This is a genomic window from Promicromonospora aerolata, from assembly GCF_042682255.1.
GTDB classification, from domain to species: domain Bacteria; phylum Actinomycetota; class Actinomycetes; order Actinomycetales; family Cellulomonadaceae; genus Promicromonospora; species Promicromonospora aerolata.
This window is the reverse complement of sequence record NZ_JBHUHF010000001.1, coordinates 4,383,295-4,408,011: the sequence shown is the minus strand read 5'-3', so window position 1 is coordinate 4,408,011 and position 24,717 is coordinate 4,383,295. Positions and strand designations below refer to the sequence as shown.

General features: G+C 72.6%; 24 protein-coding genes. 7 read left to right on the top strand and 17 right to left on the bottom strand.

Annotation, left to right across the window (positions count from 1 at the left end; translation table 11 throughout):
* Nucleotides 1-47: 47 nt before the first annotated feature.
* The 5 genes from ACFSL2_RS19725 to ACFSL2_RS19705 form a co-directional block, all read right to left on the bottom strand.
* Nucleotides 48-3,257, bottom strand: coding sequence for an FAD-binding and (Fe-S)-binding domain-containing protein (locus tag ACFSL2_RS19725; RefSeq protein WP_377199464.1), 3,210 nt, complete (start codon nucleotides 3,255-3,257; stop codon nucleotides 48-50).
* A 120-nt stretch (nucleotides 3,258-3,377) separates the two neighbouring features.
* Complete coding sequence (locus ACFSL2_RS19720; RefSeq protein WP_377199463.1) at nucleotides 3,378-3,821, bottom strand: OsmC family peroxiredoxin; 444 nt, start codon at nucleotides 3,819-3,821, stop codon at nucleotides 3,378-3,380.
* A gap of 75 nt (nucleotides 3,822-3,896) precedes the next feature.
* The gene (locus ACFSL2_RS19715; protein WP_377199462.1) at nucleotides 3,897-4,772 is read right to left on the bottom strand and encodes a hypothetical protein; all 876 of its coding nucleotides are present in this window, start codon (nucleotides 4,770-4,772) and stop codon (nucleotides 3,897-3,899) included.
* A 55-nt stretch (nucleotides 4,773-4,827) separates the two neighbouring features.
* Nucleotides 4,828-5,382 (bottom strand): RNA polymerase sigma factor, encoded by a 555-nt coding sequence (locus ACFSL2_RS19710; protein WP_377199461.1) that lies wholly within the window; start codon nucleotides 5,380-5,382, stop codon nucleotides 4,828-4,830.
* 136 nt (nucleotides 5,383-5,518) lie between these two features.
* Nucleotides 5,519-7,195: a glycosyl hydrolase family 18 protein gene (locus tag ACFSL2_RS19705; protein WP_377199460.1), complete on the bottom strand. Its 1,677-nt coding sequence runs from the start codon at nucleotides 7,193-7,195 to the stop codon at nucleotides 5,519-5,521.
* A 437-nt stretch (nucleotides 7,196-7,632) separates the two neighbouring features.
* Here ACFSL2_RS19705 and ACFSL2_RS19700 point away from each other — a divergent pair, with 437 nt between their 5' ends.
* Nucleotides 7,633-9,666 (top strand): helix-turn-helix transcriptional regulator, encoded by a 2,034-nt coding sequence (locus tag ACFSL2_RS19700; RefSeq protein ID WP_377199459.1) that lies wholly within the window; start codon nucleotides 7,633-7,635, stop codon nucleotides 9,664-9,666.
* Nucleotides 9,667-9,682: 16 nt separating this feature from the next.
* Here the strand turns inward: ACFSL2_RS19700 and dtd are convergent, their stop codons facing one another.
* From dtd to ACFSL2_RS19660, 8 genes are all read right to left on the bottom strand, one after another.
* Nucleotides 9,683-10,108 (bottom strand): D-aminoacyl-tRNA deacylase, encoded by a 426-nt coding sequence (gene dtd / locus ACFSL2_RS19695; RefSeq protein ID WP_377199458.1) that lies wholly within the window; start codon nucleotides 10,106-10,108, stop codon nucleotides 9,683-9,685.
* Entirely contained in the window at nucleotides 10,105-11,193 is a 1,089-nt protein-coding gene (locus ACFSL2_RS19690) for an asparaginase (protein WP_377200858.1), read from the bottom strand. Before ACFSL2_RS19690 ends, dtd begins: the two co-directional genes overlap by 4 nt.
* Nucleotides 11,187-11,522 carry a DUF2516 family protein gene (locus tag ACFSL2_RS19685; RefSeq protein ID WP_377199457.1) on the bottom strand — a complete coding sequence of 112 codons (336 nt, stop codon included), beginning with the start codon at nucleotides 11,520-11,522 and terminating at the stop codon, nucleotides 11,187-11,189. The genes ACFSL2_RS19690 and ACFSL2_RS19685 overlap by 7 nt, the downstream gene beginning before the upstream one ends.
* Nucleotides 11,523-11,544: 22 nt before the next feature.
* Entirely contained in the window at nucleotides 11,545-12,489 is a 945-nt protein-coding gene (locus ACFSL2_RS19680; RefSeq protein WP_377199456.1) for a permease prefix domain 1-containing protein, read from the bottom strand.
* Nucleotides 12,489-12,869, bottom strand: coding sequence for a PadR family transcriptional regulator (locus ACFSL2_RS19675; RefSeq protein ID WP_377199455.1), 381 nt, complete (start codon nucleotides 12,867-12,869; stop codon nucleotides 12,489-12,491). The genes ACFSL2_RS19680 and ACFSL2_RS19675 overlap by 1 nt, the downstream gene beginning before the upstream one ends.
* Before the next feature lie 87 nt (nucleotides 12,870-12,956).
* Nucleotides 12,957-14,072, bottom strand: coding sequence for an FUSC family protein (locus tag ACFSL2_RS19670; protein ID WP_377199454.1), 1,116 nt, complete (start codon nucleotides 14,070-14,072; stop codon nucleotides 12,957-12,959).
* A gap of 51 nt (nucleotides 14,073-14,123) precedes the next feature.
* The gene (gene ygfZ, locus ACFSL2_RS19665; RefSeq protein WP_377199453.1) at nucleotides 14,124-15,272 is read right to left on the bottom strand and encodes a CAF17-like 4Fe-4S cluster assembly/insertion protein YgfZ; all 1,149 of its coding nucleotides are present in this window, start codon (nucleotides 15,270-15,272) and stop codon (nucleotides 14,124-14,126) included.
* Nucleotides 15,273-15,373: 101 nt separating this feature from the next.
* The gene (locus ACFSL2_RS19660) at nucleotides 15,374-16,009 is read right to left on the bottom strand and encodes a heme-binding beta-barrel domain-containing protein (RefSeq protein WP_377199452.1); all 636 of its coding nucleotides are present in this window, start codon (nucleotides 16,007-16,009) and stop codon (nucleotides 15,374-15,376) included.
* A gap of 152 nt (nucleotides 16,010-16,161) precedes the next feature.
* Here ACFSL2_RS19660 and ACFSL2_RS19655 point away from each other — a divergent pair, with 152 nt between their 5' ends.
* Nucleotides 16,162-16,521, top strand: a complete 360-nt coding sequence (locus ACFSL2_RS19655) for a DsrE family protein (protein WP_377199451.1) — start codon at nucleotides 16,162-16,164, stop codon at nucleotides 16,519-16,521.
* A 96-nt stretch (nucleotides 16,522-16,617) separates the two neighbouring features.
* Here ACFSL2_RS19655 and ACFSL2_RS19650 read toward each other — a convergent pair whose 3' ends face one another.
* Nucleotides 16,618-17,058 (bottom strand): DUF4395 domain-containing protein, encoded by a 441-nt coding sequence (locus ACFSL2_RS19650; RefSeq protein WP_377199450.1) that lies wholly within the window; start codon nucleotides 17,056-17,058, stop codon nucleotides 16,618-16,620.
* Nucleotides 17,055-17,504 carry a thioredoxin family protein gene (locus ACFSL2_RS19645; RefSeq protein ID WP_377199449.1) on the bottom strand — a complete coding sequence of 150 codons (450 nt, stop codon included), beginning with the start codon at nucleotides 17,502-17,504 and terminating at the stop codon, nucleotides 17,055-17,057. Before ACFSL2_RS19645 ends, ACFSL2_RS19650 begins: the two co-directional genes overlap by 4 nt.
* 273 nt (nucleotides 17,505-17,777) lie before the next feature.
* On the opposite strand from ACFSL2_RS19645, the gene ACFSL2_RS19640 reads away from it, so the two are divergent.
* Entirely contained in the window at nucleotides 17,778-18,383 is a 606-nt protein-coding gene (locus ACFSL2_RS19640; protein ID WP_377199448.1) for a YceI family protein, read from the top strand.
* Between the two features lie 46 nt (nucleotides 18,384-18,429).
* Here ACFSL2_RS19640 and ACFSL2_RS19635 read toward each other — a convergent pair whose 3' ends face one another.
* A complete protein-coding gene (locus ACFSL2_RS19635; RefSeq protein WP_377199447.1) occupies nucleotides 18,430-19,170 on the bottom strand; it encodes a hypothetical protein in 741 nt (246 codons plus the stop codon).
* A gap of 278 nt (nucleotides 19,171-19,448) precedes the next feature.
* Here ACFSL2_RS19635 and ACFSL2_RS19630 point away from each other — a divergent pair, with 278 nt between their 5' ends.
* Both ACFSL2_RS19630 and ACFSL2_RS19625 read left to right on the top strand, forming a co-directional pair.
* Complete coding sequence (locus tag ACFSL2_RS19630; protein WP_377199446.1) at nucleotides 19,449-20,282, top strand: winged helix-turn-helix transcriptional regulator; 834 nt, start codon at nucleotides 19,449-19,451, stop codon at nucleotides 20,280-20,282.
* A 41-nt stretch (nucleotides 20,283-20,323) separates the two neighbouring features.
* Nucleotides 20,324-21,283, top strand: a complete 960-nt coding sequence (locus ACFSL2_RS19625) for an alpha/beta fold hydrolase (RefSeq protein ID WP_377199445.1) — start codon at nucleotides 20,324-20,326, stop codon at nucleotides 21,281-21,283.
* Nucleotides 21,284-21,285: 2 nt separating this feature from the next.
* Here ACFSL2_RS19625 and nth read toward each other — a convergent pair whose 3' ends face one another.
* The gene (nth, locus tag ACFSL2_RS19620; protein WP_377199444.1) at nucleotides 21,286-22,065 is read right to left on the bottom strand and encodes an endonuclease III; all 780 of its coding nucleotides are present in this window, start codon (nucleotides 22,063-22,065) and stop codon (nucleotides 21,286-21,288) included.
* Nucleotides 22,066-22,272: 207 nt separating this feature from the next.
* Between nth and ACFSL2_RS19615 the strand changes: the two genes are divergently transcribed.
* Together ACFSL2_RS19615 and prpB are read left to right on the top strand one after the other, a co-directional pair.
* Nucleotides 22,273-23,805 carry an MmgE/PrpD family protein gene (locus tag ACFSL2_RS19615; RefSeq protein ID WP_377199443.1) on the top strand — a complete coding sequence of 511 codons (1,533 nt, stop codon included), beginning with the start codon at nucleotides 22,273-22,275 and terminating at the stop codon, nucleotides 23,803-23,805.
* Entirely contained in the window at nucleotides 23,805-24,710 is a 906-nt protein-coding gene (gene prpB, locus ACFSL2_RS19610; protein ID WP_377199442.1) for a methylisocitrate lyase, read from the top strand. Before ACFSL2_RS19615 ends, prpB begins: the two co-directional genes overlap by 1 nt.
* Nucleotides 24,711-24,717 lie beyond the last annotated feature (7 nt).

Here is a 24,717-nt window from a genome sequence, read left to right as displayed (position 1 = left end):
GACCAACTACTCCTCCGTTCGGTGTGGGTGGCGGTGGGGCCGCCGATCTACAGGCGGTCCGCGATGAGCTCCAGCAGGGACCTGCCCTCGACATCCGCCAGGTCCAGCGCCTGGATACGGCAGGAGAAACCGTCGGCCAGGTAGGTAGTGCCCGGGGCCGCGTCGCGCAGCGCGGGCAGCAGCGCGTTCTCGGCGACCGCGACGGACGTCTCGTAGTGCCCCTTCTGCATGCCGAAGTTGCCGGCCAGACCGCAGCAGCCCGCGAGGACCTCGATCTTCGCCCCGCCCTTCTCGAGCAGGTTCTGGTCCGCCGCGTACCCCATCACGGAGTGCTGGTGGCAGTGCGGCTGCACCACGGCGGTGACGTCGGCCAGCGACGGCAGCTCCCACTCCTCGGGGGTGTCGGCCGAGGTGAGCAGCTCGGCCGGCGTCCGCGTCATCCGCGCGACGGCGTGCGCGCGGGGGTCGTCCGGGAACAGGTCGAGCAGGTCGGAGCGCAGCACCGCGGTGCAGGACGGTTCGAGGCCCATGATGGGGATGCCGTTCACCGCGTACGGGCCGAGCACCTCGAGCAGCTTGAGCAGCCGGCGGCGGGCGCCGTCGAGCTGGCCGGTCGAGATCCAGGTCAGACCGCAGCAGGCCTGCTCGTCCGGCACGATGACGTCGAACCCCGCGGCGGTCAGCACCTTGAGCGCCGCCTGCGGCACGGTCGGCGAGAGCGCGTCGCTGAACGAGTCGGTCCAGAGCACGACCTTCGGCTTGGTCGCCAGCCGGGCCGCCGTCTCGCCCTCGCGGCCGGGCACACCCAGCCCTTCCTCGTTCGTGACGGGCAGCCCCGGCACGCCGTGCGTCGCGCCGCCGCGCGCCCACCACTGCCGGAACGGGATCTCGGCGAACCTCGGCATCGACCGGCGGGTGTCCATGCCACCGGCCCACAGCACCGCCTTGCCGATCCACTTCACGCCCAGCAGGCCGTTGACCAGCTCGGGAACGGCCCCGGCGAGGCGCGCCCAGCGCGGCAGCCAGCCGAGGGCGTAGTGGTCGACCGGGCGCAGCTTGCCGCGGTAGGTCCGGTACAGCACCTCGGACTTGTACTGCGCCATGTCGACACCGGCCGGGCAGTCGCTCGAGCACGCCTTGCACGACAGGCACAGGTCCAGCGACTCCCGCACCTCGGGAGCCTGGAGACCACCGACGAGGGTGCCGTTCACTGCCTCCTGCAGCACGCGGGCACGCCCGCGGGTCACGTCCTTCTCGTCCTTCGTCGCCTGGTAGCTGGGGCACATGAAGCCGCCCGACGCCGACGTGTCCGCCCGGCACTTGCCCACGCCCACACAGCGGTGCACCGCCGTGGACAGGTCGTTGTGGTCGTGCGCGAACGAGAAGCCCTCGTACCCGGACTTGCGCCGCACCCCGTGGCCGGAGCCCTTGCCCACCAGCGGCAGCTTCGTACGCACCGGCGCGGCCTGCGGCCGGCGCAGGTCGGCGTCCACGGCCCGCGGCCGCACGACGACGCCCGGGTTGAGCAGGTCCTTCGGGTCGAACAGGGCCTTGAACCGCTCCATCAGTGCGATCGCCTCGGGCGAGTAGATCAGCGGCAGCAGCTCGGACCGGGCACGACCGTCACCGTGCTCACCGGACAGGGAGCCGCCATAGCTCGCGACGAGCTCCGCCGCCTCGATCATGAACGTACGCAGCACCGATCCGGAGGTCTCCAGCGGGATGTCGATCCGCAGGTGCACGCAGCCGTCGCCGAAGTGCCCGTAGGGCAGGCCGTCCACGCCGTAGCGGTCCATCAGCGCCTGGAGGTCGCGCAGGTACGGCCCCAGCTTCTCGGGCGGTACCGCGGAATCCTCCCAGCCCGGCCACGCCTGCTCCCCGGCGGGCGTCCGCCCGGCGAGACCCGCGCCGTCGGCCCGGATCTGCCACATCTTGGTGGCGTCCGGACCGGCGGGCAGCACCAGCGAGTCCAGCGCCGTCGACGACGCGACGATGGCGTCGGCACGGCCGAGGGCCTCGGCCTGCGACGCGCCGCCCACCTCGATCATCAGCCAGCCGGAGACACCCCGGACGTGGGCGCCGGGCAGCGGCGGCACCGAGCCGTCGCCCTTGGCCCGCCGTACGACGTCGACCAGACGGGCGTCCAGCCCTTCGATCGCGAGCGGCTTGTGGTCCAGCAGGCCCGGCACGTCATCGGCGGCGGTGGCCATGTCGGGGTAGCCGAGGACGACGAGCGTCGGAGCGCTCGGTGTCTCGACGAGGCTGAGCTCCGCCTCCAGCACCGTGACGAGCGTGCCCTCCGTCCCGACGAGGGCGCGCGCGAGGTTGGACCCGTTCTCGGGCAGGAGGTGTTCGAGCGAGTAGCCGGACACCTGCCGGCCGAACCGGCCGAACTCCGTGCGGATCAGCGCGAGATTGTCCCGGACCAGCTCCGCCAGACCGGGTACGGAGCTGAACTCGGGGTCGCCGGAGCCCGCGGTGAACCGCCGGCCCGCACCGTCGAGCACATCGAGCGACACCACGTTGTCGGCGGTGCGCCCGTACGCGACGGCGTGCGGCCCGCACGCGTTGTTGCCGATCATGCCGCCGAGCGTCGCGCGGTTCTGGGTGCTGGGGTCCGGGCCGAACCGCAGCCCGTGGACCTTGGCCTCCGCCTGGAGGGTGGACATGATCGTTCCCGGCTGCACGCGGGCGGTACGCCGCTCGGGGTCGATGCTCAGCACCTGGTCGAGGTGCCGCCCCAGGTCGAGGACGACACCCGGGCCCACCGAGTTGCCGGCGACCGAGGTACCGGCGCCGCGCGCCGTGATGGGGATCTTGAGCTCGCGCAGCACCTCGAGCGCCGCGACGACGTCGTCGGTGCTCTCCGGGAAGAGCACGCCCTGCGGCACCACCCGGTAGTTGGACGCGTCCGTCGAGTACTCGGCGCGTCGGCGGGAGCTGATGTCGACCGCGCCGCCCACGACCGTGCGCAGCGCGCCGGCGACGGCCTCCCGCGCGGTCTCGGCGGCGCGGTCTGCCTCCCGGCGCGCGGCCTTGCGCTGCTCCTCGCTCTCGACGCGGCGACGCTCGGCCTCCTCGGCGGCGCGGACCTCGGCCTTCTCCCGTGCGGCACGGGCGGCCTCGGCGTCGTCGGCCGTGTGGGCCGTGCGGCCCTTGGAGCCCTTGGAGCCCTTGGAGCCCTTGGAGCCCTGTACTTCCTGACCGTCGTCGTTCATACCGTTCCGGGACGGGGCGTCGTGGGTCTGCGGTGGCACGTCGCGATTCTCGCACCAGAACCCGGCAAGCCGCACACCTGTCCGACCTGCCGCTGAGTGCTGGATATTTGTGGTCCCCGAGCCGCAGGACTCGCAAATACCCAGCACTCAACCGACGGGTCAGCCCTCGAAGGTGACGTCCAGCGTGATCTCGCCGACGCCGGCCAGCGCCTTCGAGATCGGGCAGCCGACCTTGGCGGCCTCGGCCGCCGCCTTGAAGCCGGCCTCGTCGATACCGGTCGCGAACCCGCGCACGGTCAGCGCGCTCTTGCTGATGTAGAGCCCGCCGGCCGGGTCCGGCCCGAGGGTCACCTCGGCGCTCACCTCGATCTGCTCCGGCGTGGCGCCGGCGGTGCCCAGCTCGTTCGTGAACGCCATGGTGAAGCACGACGAGTGCGACGCCGCGAGGAGCTCCTCGGGGCTGGTGACGCCCCCGGCCTGGTCGGCGGCGCGCGCAGGGAACGACACGTCGTACGTGCCGACGCCCGACGACGACATCTCGACCTGTCCCGACCCCTCCTCGAAGGTGCCGTTCCAGGCGGTGCGGGCGGTACGTGCTGGCATGGTGCACTCCTTGTATGACGAGATGCGATCTCAGTTGGATCCTGCCTTCTCGACCCTACCGGGCATGCCGTCGCCTCACGGCGTGAAGTCGAGCAGCTCCTCGTCGACGGCCATGACGGTCCAGACACCGCCCTCGGTGTCCGTGAGGTCGTAGGCGGGGACGAGCAGCACGGCGCCGTCCGCCGGGTAGCGCACCTCCGTGAGCGTCGCCGACACGATGGTCACGTCCTCGACCGGCCACGCGATGGGGCCTCCGGACTCGGGCACCGTCCGGGGCCCCGCGCCCTCCGACGGCCCGGCCTGCCCGGACCGGCCGAGCACCGCCCCGGAGAACCGCGGATCGCCCAGCCGCTCGACCGCCTCCACCTCGCTGACGACCGGGTACGCCCCGAGGCTCTGGTCCGCGGACCCCTCCTCGGCGAGACGCACCTGCGCCGTGCCCGGCTCCGTCGACAGCCCGGCGCCCGCGTGGAACACGAACCCCGTGGCCTCCGGCAGGTCGCCGGGCGCGTCGAACGGCTGCACGCCGGACTCGGCCTCGCCGTGCGGCCCGGCCTCGTCCGGTACGTCCATGACCGACGGCGCCTCCGCGCCGGACTCGACCGTCGTGTCGGCGGTCGACACGGGCAGCCCGCGCTCCCCGGCGACATAGCCACCACCACCCGCCGCGACGATCCCGGCCACGGCAGCGGCGACCAGCCACGGCGTCCTCCGCCGGTGCCGGCGCACCGCCAGGTCGTCCCGCGCCCGCTCGTGCCCGGTGGCCTCCCGCTCGGCGGGCGCACGCCCGCCGAGCCCGCGCACTGCTGGTTCCCCCTCGGCCTGCTCGGCGATCAACGCGTCGACCTTGGCCCGGAGCACGCCCTGGACGGGATCGGGCGCACGCCTCGCGGGGTCCGCCGCCATCAGGCGGTCGAACGCCGGGTCCCCCTGCCGCTCCTGCTCGTTCATCGCCGTCCCTCCGTGCCGTGCTCGGCTCCGCACCGCGCACACCCTCTACATGTGCTCATGCGTCCACCGCTTGCTCGTGGCCGTCCCACGCGTCGCGGAGCCGTGCCCGCGCACGGGACAGTGCCGCGTCCGCACCGCCTCGCGAGACGCCGAGCACCCGGGCGAGGTCGTCCCCCGACAGCCCGTCCCAGGCGACGAGCAGCAGGATGCGCCGGTCGCGTGGCGTGAGCAGGGCCAGGACCTGCCGTACGACGTCGTCGGTCGCGGCGAAGGTGGCGGGGTCCACGTCGTCCGGCTCGTCCGGGACGACGGCGACCGGCAGTGCCCGCATCTTGCGCCGGTGGTTCGCCAGCACGTAGCCGGCGGTGCGGTACATCCACGGGAGCTCGGCGCCGTCGGGCACGTCGTCACGACGGCGCCACGTGGTCGCGAGCACCTCGGCGGCGAGGTCCTCGGCGTCGGAGGCCCGGCCGCCGTCGGGCAGCCGACGGAGGAAATAGGCGTAGAGGGCACGCGAGTGCGCGTCGAAGAGCGCACTGAACCACGCGTCGTCGTGCGGTAGCCGGTTGTGCGGCGGCTCGTCCTGCGGGGCGCCGGGGCTGTCGTCCACACCCCCACTCTGTCGCGCCCGGGCCCGACCTTGCACGCGCACGCGCACGGATCGTCGTGGTCGGTAGAACGTCAGGTGGTCGGCACCCCGGGGTGCCGACCACCTGACGTTCTACCGACCACTCAATGTCGCCCGATCAGCAGGCGCCCTGGTCCTCCCAGACCCCCCACTCACCCGTGGTGCCGGGCGTCTCGTTCGTCGTCCACCACTTGGCACGCCACTCGTGCCCGTCGTGCGACACCGTGTCGCCACCCACGTAGACCTCCGAGGCGCTCCAGGCCGCCGAGACACACTCATCGGCCGGCGGGTCCGTCGGCGGGTCCGTCGGCGGGTCGGTCGGCGGGTCCGTGGGATCCGTCGAACCGCCGTCCTCCACGGGGCCCGGCGTGCCGGAGCCCAGCACGTTCCACAGCGCGCCGGTCAGAGCACCCGACCGGTCACCCGACAGGTCCCACCACATGGCCCCGCCCAGGCCCTGGGCCTGGATGTAGTCGGCCTTGGCCGTCACGGACTGCTCGTTGTCGTACGACCACCAGGTGTTGCCGTCGTGCCGCCAGGCGGCCCCCAGCCCGGCGTCGTAGTACCCGGTGCCGGAGTTCTTGATGACGTCGTAGTCGTTGATCCCCGCCTCCCACTGGCCGGAGGCCGGCCCGGTCGCGGTGCCCCACGCGTCGGACGACGGGGCGCCGGTCCAGCCGCGGCCGTACATCGCGAGGCCGAGGCCCAGCTGTGCCGGGTCGATCCCGGCGTCCACGTACTGCTGCACGGCAAGGTCCACGCTGAACTGCCGTGCGGGCTCCCGCGGGTCCGCGGGGTCGTGGTAGAGGTTGCCCTGGTGCCCGGTCAGGCTCGGGTCCCAGGCTCCGTGCAGGTCGTAGCCCTGGACGTTGCCGAAGTCGAGATAGTTGAAGATCTCGGGGTCATTCCAGCCACCCGCCTCGATGTCCGCGGGGTTGGCGGGGAGGAACGCGGAGAGCTCGTAGTCCTTGCCTGTCGTCGCGCCGAGCGCGTCGAGCTGCTCGCGGAACTCGGCGAGCAGGAGCTTGAAGTTGCGTGCGTCGTTCACGGGGTCGACGTGGTTGCCCTCGGCGCCGTTCGGCGAGCCCGGCCACTCCCAGTCGATGTCGAACCCGTCGAACACGCCGGCGGCGGCACCCGGGCCGCCGCGGCCGTCGATGACGGGCAGGTTGCCCTTGATGAACATGTCGATGCAGCTCGACACGAGCTTCTCGCGCGAGGCGTCCGTCGCGGCGGCGAGCGAGAAGTTCTTGGACCAGGTCCACCCGCCCATCGACATCATGACCTTGAGGTCCGGGTGCTTCTCCTTGAGCTGCTTGAGCTGGTTGAACGATCCGGCGAGCGGCTGGTCCCAGGAGTCGGCGGTGCCCGACACGGAGTTGGCCGCCGTGTAGCCCATGCCGTAGTCGGCCCAGGCGTCGCCCGCGCCGTCGGAGCCGTTGGGCCCGGGGCTCTGGGCCTTGTTGGCCTCGAAGCACTCGAGGTTCTGGTGGTGGATGTTCGCGAAGGCGTAGTTGATGTGGGTCAGCTCGTCGGCCACACCGGACGTGTCGAGCTGCTTGACCTGGTAGCCGCGCCCGTACACGCCCCATTGCGTGAAGTAGCCGACGCTGCGGAAGCCGTTGATGGCGGAGGAGCTCGCCGTGCTGGCGGGCTCGGCCTCTGCCGCGTTCGCCGCGTGCAGGCCGACGCCCGCCACGGCTGCGGAGGCGGTTACGGCGAGCGCCGCCACCCCCGCGAGGATTCTTCTGGTCGTCCTGCTGGCGGCTGACGCCGGTTCGTACGTCGAGTCCATCGTCTTCCCTCTCTAGTTCCGGTCGCGCTGCTCCAGAAACGGTGGTCCGCTAAATGTAAGGAAACCTGCGTTAATGGGAAATAAGGGAATTCCACACGATGGGACTACGTAGTGAAACCACCTGGTACCGCACGAGGTTGTTTCGGCCCTGGCATCCGGGCACCGAAACAACCTCGTGCGGTACCAGGTACATCGGCGACACGACGGGGCAGGATGGCAGGTCGATCGGCAGCTCGCAGCAAAAGTCGTGGGCCCAGGTTGATGCGGGTGAAACGTGAGGAGGTCATACTTGCGAGCACCGTGAACGAATCCGGGGAGGGTCAACGATGACCGCGCTACCGCTGCAAGTCGTTTTTCCGCTCTCCCTCGGTGACCGCACCGTGGCGCCCCACGTCGCGTGCGAGCTCAGCCGAGTGGTGGGTGACGAACCTGGATGTGTGGACCAGACCGCCCGAATGCTCGACGACGAGCATCTTCTCGGGACGGCCCTGCTGCCGGACCCGCTCCCCGCCGCACGTGCGGTCCGAGAAGCCGTGGGCCCGCTCGGCCTCGACGACGACGCGCGCCGCGTGCTGCTGGTCGCCGCCGTCGCCGTCGTGGACCGCACCGAGGTGCTGCTCGCCGCGTCGGGCACCGACATCGACACGCTCATGGCCGGTCCGGCCGGCCGCCACCTGCATCTCGTGGGCGGCCGGTTCCGCTTCCACCATCCGCGCATCCGCTCGGTGGTGCACGACGACGCCGACCTGGCCACCCGAACCGCCGCCCACGTCGCCCTGGCAGACGTGCACCGCAAGGCCGACGAGCCGCTCATCGCCATGTGGCACACCGCCCTGAGCACGCTGGCCGGTGACCCCCTGCTCGCCGACGGCCTCGTCGAGCTCGCCGAGCAGCACCTCGCGCGCGGCGACGTCCACCGCGCGCACGAGGTGGCCCGCGAGGCCGCGAGCCACGGCACCGACCGGGTACGGGCGCGCGCCTTCGCGGTCGCCGGGCGGGCGGCGCTCTGGGCAGGGCACGTGCACGACGCCGTCGTGCACCTCCGTCGCGCCACCCACTCGCTCGACAACGGCTCGTCCCCCGGTGGAGCGCCCGACGCCGCCCGTCCGCTCGGCGTCACGCTCGCGCTCCTGGACGGCCGGCCCGACGCCGTGCTGCCCGACGAGGCCTGCGGCGCCGACCGCGCGGTGATCGCCGCCGCACGCAAGACGATCCGCCTGCTCGACGGCGCGCCGGGCGAGGCCGCCACCATCCTGTCGGAGGTCGCGGAGCTGGCCCCGGCACGCCCGGCCGGACGGTGGTTCGACGGCCCGGACGAGGCCATGACCCCGCTCGCGGAGGCCCACCTGCGCGTGGCGCAGTCGTACCTCGCGCTGCGCCTCGGCGACGTCACCGGCGCCGCGTCCGTGCTCGACGACGCCGTCGAGCGCCTTCCCGTCGCTCTCGCGTTCGGCGGGCTCGGGATCGCGCTCGCGCGGCGTCTCGACCTGGTCCGCGAAGGCCACCTGAGCCGGCCCACCACCGCGCTCGAGGCGTCGGTGCCGGGTCAGGTCGCGCCCGTCGTGCGAGCAGCCACGCTCGGCGACCGCGCCCAGACCGCCGTGCTCGACGGCCGCTGGGTCGAGGCCGCCACCCTGCTCGGGCTCGCGGCCGAGCGGGGCGGCGACGACCTGCGCCGGCTCTGGCTCCCCACGCCCGACCCGGTCGAGCTGCTCGTGCTCGCCGGGCAGGAGCGTGCAGCCCGGCGTGCGCACGAACGACTGCGGCTTCGTGTCCTGCCGGCGGTCGGGGCGGAGTCCGCGGGCGGCTTCTCCGGCGGGCCCGTGCGCCGGCGGCGACTCGACCTGGCGCGCGCCGAGCTGGCCCTCGCGGACGCCGCCGGCGTCAGCCGGGCACGCGAGCGCGCCGTGGAAGCCTCCCTCCGCGTGGGGTCCACCTTTGAGCGCGGTCTCACCGAGCTGGTTGCCGCCCGCGCCTTCGCCCGTCTCGGCCTGCCCGGGGACGCCGCCGCGCACCTCCTCGGCGCGCACGAGCTGTTCGAGGAGTCCGGGGCGAAGGCCTGGGAACATGTCGCGGAGCAGGCGCTCCTAACGCCGGAGCTCGTGCCGACGGGCGCCGGACGGCCCGGAATGCCCCCGCCCGGCAGGACACCGCGGCGGGTCGCCACCGGCGGCCCCGGGTCGCAGCAGGGCCGAGCGTCCGGCGACGCCGCCGGATCGGGCCCGGACGACGCGGCAGGTGAGGCCGTTCCCGGGACCGGGCAGGACGAGCCGTGCGGGCAGTGGAACGGCCTGCTCACCGAGCGCGAGCTCGACGTGGCACGGCTGGTGGTGCAGGGCAGGACCAACCGGCAGGTCGCCGCGAGCCTCTACGTGTCGGTCCGCACCGTGGAGGTGCACCTGGGCCGGGTCTTCCGCAAGCTCGGGGTGCGCTCGCGCACGGAGCTGGCGGTCCTGGCATTGCGGGGCTGAGCCCGTACGCGCCCGGTCAGGCCTCGACGAGGACGGTCACCGGGCCGTCGTTGACCAGCTCCACCTGCATGTCGGCGCCGAACCGGCCGGTCTCGACCGTCAGCCCCCGCTCGCGCAGCGCGGCGACGACGGCGTCCACGAGGGGCTCCGCGACCGGCCCGGGCGCCGCCTGGACCCAGGTCGGGCGGCGTCCCTTGCGGGCGTCGCCGTAGAGCGTGAACTGGCTGACGACGAGCACGGGCGCGCCGACGTCGGCCACCGACTTCTCGTCGTGCAGGATCCGGAGCTCGGCGATCTTGCGGGCGATCATCTCGACCTGGGCGGGGCCGTCGTCGTGCGTGACGCCGACCAGTGCCATGACGCCCGGCTTGTCGATGGCGCCGACCACCTCACCGTCGACCGTCACCGAGGCGCGCGTGACGCGCTGCAGGACCGCCCTCATCGACGGCCCTCGTACGCGTCGGCGAAGACCGCCCGGACCTCCCCGACCGGTCGTCCGCCGCCGAGCACCGGCACGCGGCCCAGCCCGTCGAGCCCACCCGGGTACACGCCCGGCAGGCCGGCCGCGCCCGCCGCGCGCAGGGCGGCGGCGAGGATGGCGGGACGAGCCCGGGCGGAGCCGTCGAGGACCTTGAACGCGATGGCGGAGCCGTCGGGCAGGCCTGCGGCATAGACGCCCTCGGCGCCGTCCTTGGCGACCAGGCCCGGCACGGCCTGCATGGCGAGCGTGGCGTCCCGGCCGGTTCCGCCCACCATGTCGGGGTGCGCGGAGATCGCGCGACCCGCACGCGCCTCGTGCGAGCGGACATCGACCGTGGGTGCGGCGCCCAGGGCCGAGAACGCGCGCGCCAGACCCAGCAGCGTCGTGGAGAGCAGGGGCGCGCCGCAGCCGTCGACCGTCGTGTGCATGACCACCTCGGCGTCCCCGGTCAGCTCGAGGATGGTGGCGCGTACGGCCCGCTGCAGCGGGTGCTCGGGCGACAGGTAGGTCTCGATGTCCCAGCCCTGCGTGAGGCACGTGGCGAGCATCGCGGCGTGCTTGCCCGAACAGTTCTGCGCCAACGACGCCGGCCCCGGTCCGCCGCCCAGCGGCGCCATGTGCCACTCGAGCGCGGCCGGCGGGTGGATCGGCAGGTCAGGCGTGTTCTGCAGGGCGTCGGGCCCCAGGCCTCGGGACGCGAGGATCTGCAGCACGCCCTCCAGGTGGAACCGCTCGCCGTTGTGGCTCGCGGCGGCCAGCGCCAGCAGCCGGTCCGGCAGCTCCAGCCCGGCGCGCAGCATCGCGACGAGCTGCAGCGGCTTGAGCGACGACCGCGGCCAGATCGGCGTGGTCGGGTTGCCCACCTGCACCACCGGCCGGCCCGACGGGTCGAGCACCACGAGATGCCCCAGGTGCACCGACTCCACGAGGTCACCGCGGATGACCTCGGCGAGCGGCGCGGCGTCGTCGAGCACGCTGCTCGACGCCGGTCCACCGGCGCGGGACATCGACGCGGGCCGTCCGGACGCCACGGGCGCCGTCACCAGCCGCTCTGCGGGCCGCGCGGCTTGTTGCCGGTGCCGTACGGCTGCAGGCGCGGCCGCAGGCTCACCCAGTAGATGATCGCGGGCGCCACCGCGATGATGTTGAGGAAGGAGCCGAACATGAACCCGCCCCGCATCCAGCCCTGGGGCAGCCCGAGGAAGCCGAGGGCCGCGGCGAAGGCCAGGATCGCCAGCCAGCCCGCCTTGGGCACCCGCCCTTCGGCCCGGTACCCCTTGTCCGGTCGGCGCACCGCGTCGACGAAGGCGACGAGCTGCACGACAAAGACCACGAGCGCGAGCGCGGCCATCACGAACCACTGCAAGAATCCCACGGCGCGAGCCTACGGCACGGACTCAGTCCTGACGGGCGTGCTTCGCGCCGAACAGCATCGTGGCGAGCATCAGCATGAACACTGCCCAGCCCACGACGCCGGGCACCCACACCCAGTACCAACCCGCCGTCGCACCGACGATCAGGGCCGTGGCCCCGGTCAGACCCCACACGACCGCCGTGTAGATACCGAACCGCGCGGCGGCGGCCGGGTCCCGCTCGAACCGGTTGCCCGCGTCGGCGCCCCGGCGCCCCTCCTCGAGCACCCACGGCTTGCGCCGGTTGGTCTGGGTGGCACCGAGCCAGGCGAAGAGCACCACGCCGCTCACCAGCGCGACCATGCTCACCGCGAGCACCACCAGGTCGAGCCCGGCGAGAGCGGCGAGCCGTGCAGCCTCGGCGCCGAGCGCGACACCTGCGACGACGAGCGCCGTGGCGACCCCGAACAGCGCCGCCCGGCCGCGTGGCATCGGATGGTGCGTGGTGGTCTCCTGCGCGAGCGAGCTGCCCACGATCCATCCCGCGGCGAGGGCAGCGACCACCAGGAGTGCCACGACGGCCGCGAACGCCATCTCGATCACGCCGGCGCCGCCCAGCACGGCCGCGACCAGCGTGCCGACACCGACGAGGGCAGCGGCCACGACCGCCACCACGAAGCCGGGCCTGCGCCGTACCCGATGACGCGCGTGCGCGTCCGTCGTCCTCGCCGCGCCGGCTGCCCCCAGGGCGCCCGGAGCTCCCGAGTCGTCCGGGCCCTCCTCGTCGGCGACCAGCGACCGCACGTCGCCGAGCTCCTCGATCGCCCGCCGGGCCGCGGCCTCGCCGGGCACACCGGACGCCTCGAGCTCAGCCGTCCGGGCCAGCAGGTTCACCCGTACCTCTTCCTTGAGATCCTGGGCCTCGGGCGTCATGGGGACTCCGGCGAACGCTTCGTCGAGGAGCCGGTGCAGCGAGGTGTGCACAGTCATCATCGGGAACCTTTCAGGTCGAGAAGGGAGTCGATGGTGCGTCGCGTGACCACCCACGCGTCCACGTTGCGCCGGTACACGGCGCGACCCGCGTCGGTGATGCGGTAGTACTTCCGACGTCCGCCCTGGGACTCGTCGCCCCAGTAGGCCTCGACCAGGCCGTCCTTCACGAGCCGCCGGTAGGCCGCGTAGAGCGTGGCCTCCTTGATCTCGTAGTTGCCGCCGGTCGCGTCGCGGATCGCCTTGTAGATCTCGAACCCGTAGCGGTCCCGGCCACGCAGCGCGCCGAGCACGATCGTGTCCGTGTGGCCGCGCAGCAGGTCGGCGGCGAAGGCATCGGCCCCGCCGTCCGACGTCGGGTCACTCGCTCTTTGGATCACAGCAAGTACTGTATCTGATCAACTACTGGATCACAACGGAGTTCGGTCCATGAACCTGGTCAGGGGCGGGTGGGCGGCAGCTGGGAGCTACAGCTCCGGCAGGGCGTCCCGGGCCTCGCCCGGCGAGGCACCGGCGGCCTCCAGCGTGTCGACGACGGGCGACCGCAGCAGCATCACCAGCGACTGCACCTGCCAGTCGCCCTCGCCCACGGTCCGGGGGTCCACCTGTGCCGCCACGGTGGTCAGCACGTCGCGCCCGCGCGCCCCGTCCGCCCCGGATCCGACGTCGGACGCGAGCTGCCGCACGCCCGTCGCGAAACCCTCGACCAGATCGGCCACCGGCTCGACGTCGTGCTCCCCCTCGACGACCGGGAGCACCCGGCGGGCGAGGACCCGGACCGACCGCATCGTCCGGTCCACGAGCACTGCCTGGTCCTCGAGCCGTCCGAGCTCACCGCGGTGCATCCGCCCCACCGAGATCCGTGCCAGCTCACGCGCACCGCGCGCGGCCTCCTGCCACTCGGCGAGCACCGGTTCGGAGGCGCGGCCACGCACGAGGGCTGCGCGGACGTCGTCCGTGTCACGCGAGCGCAAGCCGCGGGCGAGGGTCTCCAGGGTCTCCGCGAGCTCGGTCACCGCCTGCTCGGCGAGAGCCCGCGGACGCCGCCGGGTGTCGCCGGGCGTGAGCAGGGCGACGAGCAGTGCGACCGCGCCGCCGATCAGGGCGTCCGTCCATCGCCCGAGCGGACCGCCCGATACCGACGGCAGGCCCACCACGATGATCGCCTGCACCCCGGCCTGCGTGACGAGGAGGGCACCCCGGTCGATGAACCGCGCGACGATGGCGGAGATGAACAGCACCAGGCTGAGCTGCCACCAGCCCGACCCGATCAGGTGCACGATCAGGTCGCCCATGGCAACGCCGACGGCCACGCCCACCGCCATCTCAGACACCTTGCGGACGTCCCGCTGCGCGGTGAAGCCGAGGAGCACCCAGGCCGCGACCGGCGCGAAGAAGGGCTGCTCGTGGCCCAGCACGTAGCGGGCGATGAGATAGGCGGCCCCCGCGGCGAGCGCCGCCTGCGCGATCGGAATCATGCTCGCCCGCGCACGGGTCCAGCCCTGTCGCAGCCGGGTGCGCAGCATGAGCGTGCGCATGGCCTTGCGCCACATCTCGTCGGCCGCGCCGGGCAGTGAGGTCACGAGGGCATCTTTGCACTCACGCCCGGCGGTGGCCGCCGCCCAGGCGGCTGGTCAGATCAGGCTGCCCGGTCCGCGCAGCCCACGGGTCAGGGGACCGTGCGCCTCGGGGCGGTCGACCGACACCCCGTCGCCGGGCACCACGGTCTCCTGGGCCGCGGACACCTCGAGGACCTGGCCGGAGATCTCGCCGGACACCATGAGCTCGACGTCCTCGGGAACGTTGCGCTTGAGCACCGCGAGCCCGATGGGCCCCAGCTCGTGGTGGCGGGCCATCGAGGTGAGCGTGCCGACGACCTTCCCCGCGCCGTCCGACGCCGGGAGCCGTACCTCCGCGCCCGGCTCCGGGAGGAGGTGCTGCGAGCCGTCGAGGTGCAGCATGACCAGCCGGCGCGGCGGGCGGCCGAGGTTGTGCACCCGCGCGACCGTCTCCTGCCCCCGGTAACAGCCCTTGCTGATGTGGACGGAGGTACGCAGCCAGTCCAGCTCGTGCGGGATGGTGCGGGCGTCGACCTCGCGCGCGTACCGCGGGCGCCAGGCCTCGACGCGCAGGGCCTCGGTGGCCCACGTCCCGGCGAGCGGCCAGCCGGCGGCCTCGCGGGCCGCGACCTCGCTCTCCAGGTCGGCACGGGGCACCAGCACGAGGCGCCACGGGCGCTCGGCACCGGGGTGCTCCGACTCGGGCGGACCATAGCGTGTGCCGCCACCGACCACGTGGGGCCAGGCGTCGTGCCAGGTCACCGGCTCACCCTCGATGCCGTCGGCGGCGACGGGCTCACCGATCGCCGCCCACTGCTCGGTGGCGTCCGTGACCTCGACGCGGCGCGTGAACTTCATGCGGTCGAGCCAGCCGGCCAGGCCGGGTGCCGACTCGCGCTCGGTGATCAGCCACGTGGCCTCGCCGTCGTCGACGACGCCCGCGGCGTGCTCGATGTGGCCCTGCGGCGACAGGACGAGCAGCTCGGTGCTCGTCCGCGGGGCCAGGTCCTCCAGCTGCTGCGAGGTGATCGAGTGCAGCCAGGTCAGCCGGTCCGGCCCGGCGACGCGGACGACCCCCAGGTGCGACTGGTCGACCACGGCACCGCCGCGCGACAGCGCGCGCTGCTCGGCCGTCGGGTCGCCGTAGTGCCAGGCGACCCCGGCGTCGGGGCCGGCGGCGGCGACCGCGCCGCGGCGGCTCAACAGAGGGCTCTCGTAATCCATGCTCACCTCAGGTGCAGCGTTGTGGGCGGGCGAGGCATTCCCCGCCCGCGAGACGGGTCAGACGCTCAGGTCACCGGAGTGACCCGTGGTTCTGACCCGGCTCATTGCCGGTCCAGCTCCGCCGACGCGTACGAGCGCAAGGGCTCGCCGAACGCGGCAAGCTCCTCGACCCACAGCAGGCGGCCCTGCACCAGGCCGTAGAGGCGCTTCGACGCACGCACCTCGGACGCCGTCGACGTACGCGCGATCGCGTCCGACGCCAGGTCGATCCGCCCGTTGCCCGCCGCGCCGACATAGACGGTGATGCGCCCGGAGGCGTCGGCCACGAGCACCTCGAGCGCCTGCTTGTCCTCCTCGAGACCGTCCGGACGGTCGGTGGACACCCGCCAGTAGCCGGTCTCGGTGGACCAGACGGTGCCGGTCGCCGCGACGTCGGGGGCTGCGGGTGCCTCCGCGGCGTCGGCTGCCGCGGAGACCCCGGTCTCGGTCGGGTCCGGCACCGGGGCCGGCCACTCGCCGTCACCCGGCAGCTCGTCCGGCACCGCGTCCTCCAGCACCCGCAGCGTGGACTCGAACCGCAGGTAGGGGCCGCCGTCGTGGTCGAAGACCAGGTCCTGCACGAAGGACTTCTTGCCGATGCCCGGGTACTCGATCACGCCCTCCCCGCGCCATCGGCCCACCAGCCAGGCCAGCGGGTACACCTCGGGCGAGAGGCCGTCAGGGAAGGTGAACGTCATCAGCGCTGGCCCGCGTACAGCTTGTAGACGACGTAGCCGGCGAACCAGGCGACCGCGACGGCGACGGCGACGATGAGGCCGGTGAAGATGAGCTCAAGGGCATGGATCGACATGGTGTCGATCCTAACCGTCCAGCGCTTACAGTCGGCGGCATGCGCCAGCTCGTGATCAAGACCACTGCAGGCCTGGACCGGCCCGAGGCCACCAACCAGGCATTCACCGTCGCCGCCGCCGCGGTGGCATCCGGGGCGGAGGTGAGCCTGTGGCTGACCGGGGAGTCGGCCTGGTTCGCGCTGCCCGGCCGGGCCGCCGACCTCGCGCTCGAGCACGCGACACCGGGGCCCGACCTGCTGGAGACGGTCCTCGCCGCGGGCACCGTCACCCTCTGCACCCAGTGCGCCGCGCGCCGCGACATCACCGAGGCCGACGTGCTGCCCGGGATCCGCATCGCGGGATCCGCCCTGTTCACGGAGGAGATCCTGCGCGACGGAGCCCAGGCGCTCGTCTACTGACCTCAAGGTCGGCAAAAGGTCAGGTGATCGGCAGTCCGAGCTGCCGATCACCTGACCTTTTACCGATCATCTGGGCCCGGATCCGGGCCAAGACCGTCAGGCGCGGACCAGGCCCGCCCTGCGCATCAGCAGGTACATCTCGCACCCGAGGCAGAGTCCGACGACGGCGTTGAGCGCCGCGGCGACGAACGCCACCGCTGCCGCGATCGGCACCGCCGGGAGCAGGCCGAGGAAGCCGAGCAGCACGCCGACCGCGGTGACGAACAGGCCGACACCCTGCGCGAAGCGCGGTGGGCGCCGGTCCTCCAGCTCGCCGGGTGGGCCGAGACGCGGGCGCACGAACTTCTTGAACACCATGCCCTGCCACGAACCCTCGGCACCGCGCAGCGTGCCGAGCAGGAAGCTCAGCATGATGAACGTCAGCAGCCACAGGCCGGCAGTGCTCGCACCGAGCAGCACGACGGAAGCCAGCAGCACCGCTGTGATGCTCGCCCCCACCCGCGGCCCCCGTGGGTCGATCCCCTTGCTCACACTCATGACTGCCCTTCCCCGTCCGCTTCGGTCACCGCATTCGGGACCCGGTTCAGTGCCTGACGTGCCTGGGTGTCGGACACCACGCCACTCATCCGGGCGACCTCGCGCCCGCCGCCGTCCACCACGAGGACCGTGGGCGTCCGGAGCACGCCCAGACGGCGCACGAGGTCGAGGTGGTCATCGACGAGGAGCTCCCGGTGACCGACGTCGGACGCCGACCGGGTGAGCCCGCCGAGCACCCGTGACGTGGACCGGCACGCGGCGCACACCTCCGCGGAGAACTGCACGAACGTCACCCGGTCCGCGAGCGCGATCCCGGACGATGCCCAGTCGATCCCGGCGGGCGCCTCGCGGGGCGCGCGCACAGCACCTTGACGTGCTGACCACCACACTCCGAGCGCCGCGGTACCCAGCACGAGCACGACCAGCGCTATCACCTGTCCCAGCATTTAACCCACGATGCCGTGAGTTGCTCATCCAGACAAGTCCTCACCTGCAATGACGCCTGTCACAGTGCGGGGTTCCGCCCTTCTCGCGGGCTCGGACGCATGCTTTCCTTGGCAGGACAACTGGCTCCGGCAGTATTTCTCGTGCCGAAATGCCGACCAACTCGCTGCCACCCCGATGGTAACGTGCATGCATCCGCATATATGGGAGAATTTGCTAAGATGGAAGTTTTGCCAACTCGCACCTGGAATGGAATTACCATCCCAGCGGCCGGGGTGTACCAGCTCGACGGAAACCACAAGCGGCTCGGTTTTCTCGCCATGCACATGATGGTGAGCCCCGTGCGGGGCGAGTTCGCGTCCGGAGAGGCGTCCGTCGTCGTCGCCGAGGACCCCCTCGCCTCGCGAGTGGCCTGCACCATCCAGGCCGCGTCGATCGACACACACGTGCCCGACCGTGACGCCCACCTGTCCGGCCCCGACTTCCTGGACGTCGAGAACCACCCCACCATCGAGTTCCGCAGCACGGGCTTCCGGATGCGGACCCAGGTGGACCCCATCTTCTCGTGGGCGCGGCTCAAGGCAGGCACCGCTGGCCGGGCGCCGCACGACCCGATGCGGCCCGACGGCTCCTTCACCAAGTTCGTCATGGACGGGCTGCTCACGGTCCGTGGTGTCACCCGCCCCGTATCGCTCGAGTGCGAGTTCGGCGGCGTCGGCCACGACCCGTACGGCCAGGACATCTTCGGCTTCCACGGCAGCTGCGACATCGACCGCGAGGAGTGGGGCCTGCTCTGGAACGTCGCGCTCGAGGCCGGCGGTGTCCTCGTCGCCAAGAAGGTTCGCATCGAGATCGCCGGCGAGATGATCCGTCAGTCCTGAGTCGCCCGACGCCGTCCGGGGCGCGTCGGAACACGTCGTGGGTGCGTCAGAGAATGACCATCCGGCCCACGACAAAGACGAAGATGCCGCACACCGCGACGGGCAGCGCGCTCGCCGAGAGCCCCGCCAGCCGGGCACCACGAGCCGGCAGGCGTTCCAGCAGCAGGTGCAGCGCCCCCACGACGACGCCCGAGACCAGCCCGCACCAGAGGCCGCTCACCGTGTCGATGTTCGGCAACAACGTTCCGACCGCGCCACCCACCACCACGGCGGCGACCGCGGAGATCCCCAGGGCGACCCAGCCACGCACCGGCAGCGCCGAGACGGCGGCGGCGACCGCCAGCGCGACCGCGCTCGTCACGACCAGGTCCGCACCGGCGTCGGAGCGCGCGGCAGCGATCCAGCCGGACGCGGCGACGGCGGCGACCACACCGGTCACGGTGCCCGACACCGACTCCGTGAGCTGGGGCCGCCCGTCGCGGCGCAGCATCTCCGCGATGAAGGCGAGCACCACCGCACCGGCCAGGACGGTCGGCAGGTGCCGCAGCACCGGCTCCCCCGGCGTGGAGTAGGTGGCCGCCGCTCCGCCGATACCGCAGAGCGCCACCACCACGCGGGTGCTTCCCGGCGCGGGCAGCCGGAGCAGCGACGGCCAGCCCAGCGCGACGAGAACCACCAGGACCACTACGGCCGCCACGAGGGGCAGCGGCCGGGGCTGGACGTAGGACGCTGCGGCGACGAGGGCTGCGAGCGCAGCGGTCGTCACGGCGCGGGTGGAGACGGACACACCCAGAGTTTTCCAGAGTCTGTCCCTGTTCCTTCAATCGCGGCACCTCAGGCGCCGGAACCGGGGGCCGAAGAGAGACGAGCGACACTCGCGTCATGCGTACGTCACGGGCCCTGACCGGCATGGTGGTGACCAGGAAAAGGGCGTGTAACATGCACGCAACAAGCAACAGGGCAGACTTCCGCAGAGAGCCAGTTGGACGCGACGGGACGTCTCGCTACCGCGAGACCCGAGCCAGGGACGGTTGCACGACGCCGGTTCCGAGAGGAGGTGCGTCAATGGCAGAGCTGTTGATCCTCACACCCGCTACCGGCGGGTCTGCCGAGGTACTGCCCGCACTGGGACTGCTGTCCCACCGGGTGCGGGTACTACCGATGGAGCCGTCGGCGCTCGTGGACGCACCGGACGCGGACGTCGTCCTGCTCGATGCCCGGCGCGACCTGGTCGCTGCCCGCACCACCTGCCGGCTGCTGCACGCCACCGGGCTCACGGTGCCGCTCGTACTGATCCTCACCGAGGGCGGCCTCACGGTCGTGACCCACGAGTGGGGTGCCGATGACCTGCTGCTGGAGTCGGCCTCACCGGCCGAGGTCGAGGCTCGTCTACGCCTTGTCATCGAGCGCTCGGCGCGCGGCCCGGCCGAGGAGTCGCAGCAGGAGATCTCCGCGGGCGAGCTCGCCATCGACGCCGGCGGGTACACCGCCCGGCTCCGCGGTCGCCCCATCGACCTCACGTACAAGGAGTTCGAGCTCCTGAAGTACCTCGTGCAGCATCCGGGCCGGGTGTTCACCCGCGCCCAGCTGTTGCAGGAGGTCTGGGGCTACGACTACTACGGGGGCACCCGTACCGTCGACGTCCACGTGCGACGGCTGCGGGCCAAGCTCGGTCCGGAGCACGAGCAGCTCATCGGCACGGTGCGCAACGTGGGCTACCGGTTCGACCCGCCCAAGGAGCAGCGCCCGGCCGAGGAGCCGCCGGCTCCCCCGGCGGCCGACGACCTGCCGGACGCCGCCTCGTCGGCGGGTAGCTCGACCAGCGCCCCGGCACCGGGCTCCACGGACGATCCGAACGGTGGCCCCACGGGCAAGCGGGTCGCGCAGACGGGGCACTGAGTCCCGCGCGGACCCGACACCGAACGCGTAGGTTCGTACCCGTGACCGCACTCTCGGCCCGACCGGCAGTCCGCAGGGCAGCCACCAGCGACTACACGTGTGCCCTGGTCGAGGGCCCGTGGCAGCACGAGTTCGTCTCGTCGGGCGGGTCCCGCTTCCATGTCGCGGTCGCCGGCCCCGAACGCCGTTCGGCTCCGCTGGTTCTCCTGCTGCACGGCTACCCCGAGTTCTGGTGGGCGTGGCGCGCCCAGATCCCCGCCCTGGCCGACGCCGGCTACCGCGTCGCGGCGATGGACGTGCGCGGTGTGGGTGGCTCGGACAAGCCGCCGTCGGGCTACGGGGTACCGGCGCGGGCGGCGGACGTCGCGGGCGTCGTCCGTTCCCTCGGCCGCGAGCGCGCCGTGATGGTGGGGCACGGCACGGGCGGCACGCTCGCCTGGGCCCTGGGGGCGCTGCACCCCGGCACGACGGCGGGCGTCGCCGTGCTGGCCAGCCCCCATCCCGCGCGGGTGCGCCTGCGCAGCCGCGCGGCGTTCACGACAGCGGCCCTGCGCGCGCTCGCGTACCTGCAGGTGCCGACGCTGCCCGAGCGGGCGCTGGCCCGCGGCGACCTCGTGGAGCGCACGCTCGCACTGGGCGCGGGTGCGCCGCTGCCGGCCGACGTGGTGGAGCGGTACCGGACCGTCATGCGCATCCCGTTCGCCGCGCACTCCGCCGCCGAGGCGTTGCGCTGGGCCGTGCGGTCGACGCCACGGATGGACGGGCGCCGGTTCGGCGCCGCGCTGCGCCGCCCGCTCACCATGCCCGCCCTGCAGCTGCAGGGCGGCCTGGACGGCATCGTGCGGCCGGAGCGTGCCGACCTCGATGCCATCGCCCTGGCACCGGACCTGCGTTACGAGCTGATCCCTGGCGCCGGCCACTTTCTCCCGGAGGAGGCGCCGGACACGGTGAACGAGATCCTGCTCGACTGGCTGGCCCGGGTGAGCCCGGCGCGGCGGTAGGGCTACCTGGGCGCGACGATGGGCAGGCCGGCCGAGGGCGAGCGCTCCGGCGCCGGCCGTACCAGCTTCCCTGCCTTGTCGGGGTCGGTCTCGCCTGCCCCGTAGGACGGGCACAGGTCCGAGATGCTGCAGGCGCCGCACGCCGGGTTGCGTGAGATGCACACCCGCCGCCCGTGCCAGACGAGGTGGTGGCTGAGCTTGGTCCAGTCCTTCTTGGGGAACAGCTCCCCCACCTCGGCCTCGACCCTCACCGGATCCTCCTCGGTGGTGAGCCCCAGCCGCCGTGCCACCCGCCCGAAGTGCGTGTCGACGGTGATTCCCGGGACGCCGAACGCGTTGCCGAGCACCACGTTCGCCGTCTTGCGCCCGACGCCCGGCAGCGTCACCAGGTCCTTCAGCCGGCCGGGGACCTTGCCGTCGAACCGCTCGACGAGCGCCTGGCCCAGACCGATCACGGCCCGCGCCTTGGCCCGGAAGAAGCCGAGCGGCCGCAGGATCTCCTCGAGCTCGTCCGGGTCCGCCTCGGCGTACGCCTGGGCGTCCGGGTACATCACGAACAGCTCCGGCGTGGTCTGGTTCACGCGGACGTCGGTGGTCTGCGCACTGAGCACCGTCGCGATCAGCAGCTCCAGCGGTGTGGTGAAGTCCAGCTCGGCGCGGGCGTCCGGATAGGTCTCCGCGAGCCGGCGGTTGACACGCCGTGCCCGGCGCACGAGGGCCAGCCGGCTCTCCTGTGCGTTGGCGGCGTCCTTTTCGGGTTCGCGTTCCCTGACAGTTGTCACATCGGTCACACTAGCGATCCTTACTGACATTCGGCTGCCGAGCTCTACCGCCCGGTTTGGCGCCGTGTACCTAGGACGCGGAGTATGAGAAGGTCGAGGGCGCACACGCCGTCCACAAGCCGTGCGGTCGCACCCGATGCCCCCACCCCCGGGTCCGGGCAGCACCCGGACCCCACGACGGTCCACGTGAATCGAGGAAGAATCACCATGCCGTACACGCACCACCTGCGCGTCTACCCGTCCGCCGAGCCGCTGAAGCGCTCCGACCAGCTCGCCTGGAAGCTCGCGGAGCTGGCCACGGACGCCGTCGAGCCCACCGCAGAGGTCACCGACATGGTGATCAACCGCGTGATCGACAACGCCGCCGTCGCCGCAGCCAGCCTGACGCGTGGTCCGGCGGTCGCCGCCCGGTCCCAGGCGCAGGCGCACCCGTACCGGCCGGGCGCCACCGTGTCGGGTCTCGCACCCGAGGCGACGAGCAGCCCCGAGTGGGCGGCGTGGGCCAACGGCGTCGCGGTGCGCGAGCTCGACTTCCACGACACGTTCCTGGCCGCGGAGTACTCCCACCCGGGTGACAACATCCCGCCGATCCTCGCCGTGGCGCAGCACGCCGGCTGCACCGGCCGGGACCTGCTCCGGGGCATCGTGACCGGGTACGAGATCCAGGTGGACCTGGTCCGCACCATCAGCCTGCACAAGCACAAGATCGACCACGTGGCGCACCTCGGCCCGTCGGCGGCGGCCGGTATCGGCACGCTGCTGGGGCTCGACACGGAGACGGTCTTCCAGGCGATCGGCCAGGCGCTGCACACCACCACCGCCACCCGCCAGAGCCGCAAGGGCCAGATCTCCACGTGGAAGGCCCACGCCCCGGCGTTCGCGGGCAAGCTCGCGGTCGAGGCCGTGGACCGCGCGCTGCGCGGCCAGACGTCCCCCGAGCCCATCTACGAGGGCGAGGACGGCGTGGTCGCCTGGCTCCTGGACGGACCCGACGCCGCCTACGACGTGATGCTCCCCGCGGCCGGCGAGCCGCGGACGGGCATCCTCGACACGTACACCAAGGAGCACTCGGCGGAGTACCAGGCACAGGCGATCATCGACATGGCCCGTGCCCTGGGCAACGAGCGGCCCGAGCTGCGGGACCCCGCCAACGTCCAGAGCATCGTGCTGCACACCAGCCACCACACCCACTACGTGATCGGCTCGGGCGCCAACGACCCGCAGAAGTACGACCCGACGGCGTCGCGCGAGACGCTCGACCACTCGGTCCCGTACATCTTCACGGTCGCGTTGCAGGACGGCGGCTGGCACCACGTGGACTCCTACGCCCCCGAGCGCGCCCAGCGCCCCGACACGGTGGGGCTGTGGCGCAAGGTCACCACCGCGGAGGACCCGGAGTGGACGCGCCGGTACCACTCGACCGATCCCGCGGAGAAGGCCTTCGGCGGTCGCGTGGAGATCACGCTCACCTCCGGCGAGGTCGTGACACGCGAGATCGCCGTGGCCGACGCCCACCCGCTGGGCGCCCGCCCGTTCGCCCGCGCGAACTACGTGGAGAAGTTCCGCACCCTGGCCGCGGGCGTCCTCGAGGACGCCGAGATCGAGCGCTTCCTCGGCCTGGCCGAGCGGCTGCCCGAGCTCACGCCCGCCGAGGTCCGCGAGCTCACGATCGTCGCCGCCCCGGGAGTGCTGGACACGGTCACCGCCCCGACGGGCCTCTTCGAGCTGGGGCGTGCCTGATGCTCTACTCCCACCTCACGCCCGCGGCGAAGCGCCGTGCGTTCCGCGAGGCCCTCGCCGGGCCGGACATCCTGCGGCTCCCGGGGGCGTTCAACCCGCTGAGCGCGAAGCTGATCCAGGACAAGGGGTTCGACGGCGTCTACGTCTCCGGCGCCGTGCTCTCCGCCGACCTCGGCCTCCCCGACATCGGCCTCACCACGCTCACCGAGGTGGCCGGGCGGGCGGGCCAGATCGCCCGGGTCACCGACCTCCCCGTGCTGGCCGACGCCGACACCGGCTTCGGCGAGCCGATGAACGTGGCCCGCACGGTCCAGACCATGGAGGACGCCGGCGTCGCCGGCATCCACATCGAGGACCAGGTCAACCCCAAGCGGTGCGGCCATCTGGACGGCAAGGAGGTCGTCGGGCTCGACGACGCCGTCCGGCGCATCCGGGCCGCCGTCGACGGCCGCCGCGACCCCGACTTCCTCATCATGGCGCGCACCGACGTGCGCGGCACGGAGCCGGGCGAACGTGGGCTCAAGCTCGCGATCGACCGCGCCAAGGCCCTGGCCGACGCCGGTGCCGACGCGATCTTCCCCGAGGCGATGACGGACCTCACCGAGTTCGAGGCGGTCACCTCGGCACTCGATGTTCCTGTGCTCGCCAACATGACGGAGTTCGGCAAGTCCGAGCTCTTCACCACCCAGCAGCTGCACGACGCCGGTGCGCAGCTCGTGATCTACCCCGTCACCCTGCTGCGCATCGCGATGGGCGCCGCCGAGCGGGCACTGGACCAGATCGCGGCGTCGGGCACCCAGGACGCCCTGGTACCCGAGATGCAGACCCGTGCGCGGCTCTACGAGCTGACCGACTACGCGGGCTACAACCACTTCGACTCGAACGTCTTCACCTACAAGCCCTGACTTTGTC